General features: G+C 65.9%; 5 protein-coding genes. All 5 read right to left on the reverse strand.

Annotation, left to right across the window (positions count from 1 at the left end; genetic code table 11):
- Nucleotides 1-866: SufD family Fe-S cluster assembly protein (locus VF662_RS11075; RefSeq protein ID WP_464141064.1), on the reverse strand; the 866-nt coding region annotated here is incomplete at its 3' end.
- 163 nt (nucleotides 867-1,029) lie between these two features.
- Nucleotides 1,030-1,773: a Fe-S cluster assembly ATPase SufC gene (sufC, locus tag VF662_RS11080; protein ID WP_464141066.1), complete on the reverse strand. Its 744-nt coding sequence runs from the start codon at nucleotides 1,771-1,773 to the stop codon at nucleotides 1,030-1,032.
- The gene (locus VF662_RS11085; RefSeq protein WP_464141068.1) at nucleotides 1,757-2,227 is read right to left on the reverse strand and encodes a hypothetical protein; all 471 of its coding nucleotides are present in this window, start codon (nucleotides 2,225-2,227) and stop codon (nucleotides 1,757-1,759) included. Before VF662_RS11085 ends, sufC begins: the two co-directional genes overlap by 17 nt.
- Nucleotides 2,224-3,696 carry a Fe-S cluster assembly protein SufB gene (gene sufB, locus VF662_RS11090; RefSeq protein ID WP_464141070.1) on the reverse strand — a complete coding sequence of 491 codons (1,473 nt, stop codon included), beginning with the start codon at nucleotides 3,694-3,696 and terminating at the stop codon, nucleotides 2,224-2,226. Before sufB ends, VF662_RS11085 begins: the two co-directional genes overlap by 4 nt.
- Nucleotides 3,693-4,040 (reverse strand): RrF2 family transcriptional regulator (locus VF662_RS11095; protein ID WP_464141072.1); only part of this gene is annotated, 348 nt, incomplete at its 5' end. The genes sufB and VF662_RS11095, both read right to left, overlap by 4 nt.

Consider the following 4,040-nt stretch of genomic DNA (forward strand, 5'->3'; position numbering starts at 1 on the left):
AGCTCCGGCTTGGCGTTGATCGTGGCGCCGCGGTTCAGGAGCAGCCCCTTCAGCGACTGCTCGCCGTCCGTCTTCTGAGCGCCGCGCGCGACCTCCACCCGTGCGGCGACGGAGCAGGTGGACCGGTCGTCGGCGACCGAGCGCCAGACCTGGCGGCTCATGCCGCGCACCCCGCCGTGGTGGACGACGAGGTTGACGTCATGGCGCTGCCGCCCGCGGGCGAGGAGAGCGCCGCCCACCTCCGCAAAACCGGCTTCGCCGGCGATAGTGATCTGCCCGTCGAGCCGCGCATCGCTGCTTCCGGCGCCGAGCGTGGTGAGGACGAGGCTGGCGCCTTCGCCCACCGTCGCACGGTCGGTGAGGCTGACATAGCCGCCCTGCCCGAGCAGCCGGCGGCTCAGCATCAGGCGCGCGCCCCTGAACAGGGTCATCGTGGAGAGGCGGTTGATCCAGCCCTCGCCGACATAGGTTTCGACCACCGATGCCTGGGCATCGACGTCGAGCTCGATCTCGGCCGGAAGGTGGTCCGCGGCGCCGGTGGAGAGGTGGATCACCTGCACCAGGCCCTGCGGCGCCTGGTCGGGGCCGAGCTTCAGCTTCCAGCCTTCGCGGCCAACGAGCCGGGCCAGCGCGTGATCGGCGGGATCGACCTGGATGCTGCCGATCTCGATGGTGCCGAGGTTGCTCTGCTCGGCCGCCAGCTTCCCGTCGACAAACAGCAGCCGTGGCCCCTCGCCCGCGCAGTGGATCCACGGCAGCGCCTCCGGCACGGTGCCGCTCGGCTGACGGGCCGCGATCTCCGGCAAGGCCGAAAGGTCGCTCCAGCGCCAGCCTTCGCTCCGATTCGAAGGGAGATCGAGCAGCATCAGGAAAGCGCCTCGGCGGCCGGAAGGTTCATAAAGTTCATCCCCCCAAAGGCCGAAAAACTTCGGCGCCGAACCTTTCGATTCGGGCGGCGCTTCAGGGGGAAGGGCGACGGAGACATGCCCTTGAACGGAGCATGAGCGACGCCTTGCAGGAGGGCGGAAATCATGCCGCGATCGCTCCATAGCCTTCGCGCTCGAGCTCGAGGGCAAGCTCGGGGCCGCCGGAGCGGACGATGCGGCCGGCGGCGAGGACATGGACGCGATCGGGCTGAACGATGTCGAGCAAGCGCTGGTAGTGGGTGATGAGGAGCACCGCCTTGTCCGGCGCGCGCATGATGCGGTTGATGCCGTCGCCGACGACGCGGAGCGCGTCGATGTCGAGGCCGCTGTCGGTCTCGTCGAGCACCGCGAGGCGCGGATTGATGAGGCCCATCTGGACCATCTCGTTGCGCTTCTTCTCGCCGCCCGAGAAGCCGACATTCACCGGCCGCTTCAGCATGTCCATCGAGACGCCGAGCGCGTCGCCCTGGGCACGGGCGAGGCGGAGGAAGTCGCCGGCGCTGAGCTCCGCCTCGCCGCGCGCGCGGCGCTGGGCGTTCAGCGCGGTGCGAAGGAACTGGACGTTCGAGACGCCGGGGATCTCGACCGGATATTGGAAGCCGAGGAAGAGGCCGGCGGCGGCGCGCTCGTCCGGCGCCATGTCGAGCAGGTCCTTGCCGTCGAAGGTGACGGAGCCGTCGGTCACCTCGTAGCCGGGCCGACCGCCGAGCACGTAGCCGAGCGTGGACTTGCCGGCGCCGTTCGGCCCCATGATCGCGTGGACCTCGCCCGCGCCGACACTAAGCGTGAGGCCGTTGAGGATCGGTTTTCCGTCGATCTCGGCGTGCAGGTTATTGATTTGGAGCATCATTATCTTCCGAAAGAACGATAACCTCGCCGGGCCGGGGAGGAGGCACTTCTCCAGCCTCTAGCTTGTCAAAATATCGGGCATTCAAGAGCGCCTGCTTATCAAGGCGTTCGAATATCGCCTCGACCTGTTCGCTCGACCTCTGCTCGGTTTTGTGGCCTGCTTTGTAAGCGGTCAGAGCGCTTGATATCGCCCAATCGCGCACCGCGCTGCAGTCTGCCAAACGAGCACGGGTGGCCCCCTCATAGCCGGCACCAGGATCATAAACTGTGCGGCCGGCCGGATGAAGGCAGCGCTGGTATTCCTGCACCATCGGCAACAGGGCTTCGGGATATGTAGCCTCCGGAGCTGCGGTGACGAAGCCTTGCCGCCGAACAACGGGCTGGCTTTGCTGCGCGGCAGCCCCGGCCGCGGAAGCCTGCAAAAAGACTAGAGTAATGGCCGCTGCAATCATCCGACGCTTCCCTCCAGGCTAATCCCCAGCAGCTTCTGCGCTTCCACCGCGAACTCCATCGGGAGCTGCTGCAGCACCTCGCGGGCGAAGCCGTTGACGATCAGCGCCACCGCGTCCTCCTGATTGAGGCCGCGCTGCATGGCGTAGAAGAGCTGGTCGTCGCTGATCTTGGAGGTGGTGGCCTCGTGCTCGATCTGCGCGGTGGGGTTCTTCACTTCGATATAGGGAACGGTGTGGGCGCCGCATTGATCGCCGAGCAGCAGCGAATCGCACTGGGTGAAGTTGCGGACATTCTCGGCGCCCGCGTTGACGCGGACGAGGCCGCGGTAGGTGTTGTCGGAGCGGCCGGCGCTGATGCCCTTGGAGACGATGGTCGAGCGGCTGTTCTTGCCGATGTGGACCATCTTGGTGCCCGTATCGGCCTGCTGGCGATTGTTGGTGAGCGCGACCGAATAGAATTCGCCGACGCTGCCGTCCCCTTTTAGGATGCAGGACGGATATTTCCAGGTGATTGCGGAGCCGGTCTCAACCTGGGTCCAGCTCACCTTCGAGCGGTCGCCGGCGCACATCGCGCGCTTGGTGACGAAATTGTAGATTCCGCCGACGCCGTTCGCATCACCCGGGTACCAATTCTGCACGGTGCTGTACTTAATCTCCGCGTCCTCGTGGGCGTAGAGCTCGACCACCGCTGCGTGGAGCTGGTTCTCGTCGCGCATCGGCGCGGTGCAGCCTTCCAGATAGGAGACGTAGCTGCCCTTGTCGGCGACGATCAGAGTGCGCTCGAACTGGCCGGTATTCTGGGCATTGATCCGGAAATAGGTCGACAGCTCCATGGGGCAGCGGACGCCCTCGGGGATGTAGACGAAGGTGCCGTCGGAGAAGACGGCGCTGTTGAGGCAGGCGAAGTAATTGTCGCGCTGCGGCACCACGGAGCCGAGATACTTGCGGACGAGGTCCGGATACTCGCGGATCGCTTCGGAGATGGAGCGGAAGATGACGCCGGCCTTCTCGAGTTCGGCGCGGAAGGTGGTGGCGACCGAGACGCTGTCGAACACCGCATCCACGGCCACCTTGCGCGCACCCTCGACCCCGGCGAGGACCTTCTGCTCCTCGATCGGGATTCCGAGCTTCTCGTAGGTGCGGCGGATCTCAGGATCGAGCTCGTCGAGGCTCTTCAGCTCCGGCTTCTTCTTGGGCTCGGCGTAATAATAGGCGTCCTGGAAATCGATGGTCGGGATGCTGAGCTTCGCCCAGCTTACCTCGTCCATCTCGAGCCAAGCGCGATAGGCCTTGAGCCGCCAGTCGAGCATCCACTCAGGCTCATTCTTCTTGGCTGAGATGTAGCGGACGGTGTCTTCGGAAAGGCCCTTGGGCGCGAATTCCTGCTCGATGTCCGAGGAGAAGCCCCATTCGTAGGTGGAGGCGCGGTCGGCGGCCTCCTGGGCTTCACGATTCCTTACGTCCGTCACTTCAGTTCACCTGCAAGGCTTTGGAGCGAAACGCCCTGGAGGGCTCCGCGCACCGCGCCGTTCACTACATTGAGGTGCGGCTTCACCAGGCAGTGCCCGTCGAGCGCACAATCGTTCCTCTTCTCGTCCACGCAGACCGTCATCGCGATCGGCCCTTCGACCGCCTCGATGATGTCGGCGAGGCTGATGCCGTTCGCCTCCCGCGCTAGGCGGAAGCCGCCGCCCGTCCCGCGCGCCGAGCTGAGGAGGCCGGCCGAGGCGAGCCGCCCCATCAGCTTCTGCGCCGTCGGCAGCGGAACGCCCGTCTCCTCCGCGAGCAAGGCCGCCGACAGCCGCGCCTGCCC

Origin of the sequence: Allosphingosinicella sp. (genome assembly GCF_036387215.1) — a bacterium.
GTDB lineage: Bacteria > Pseudomonadota > Alphaproteobacteria > Sphingomonadales > Sphingomonadaceae > Allosphingosinicella.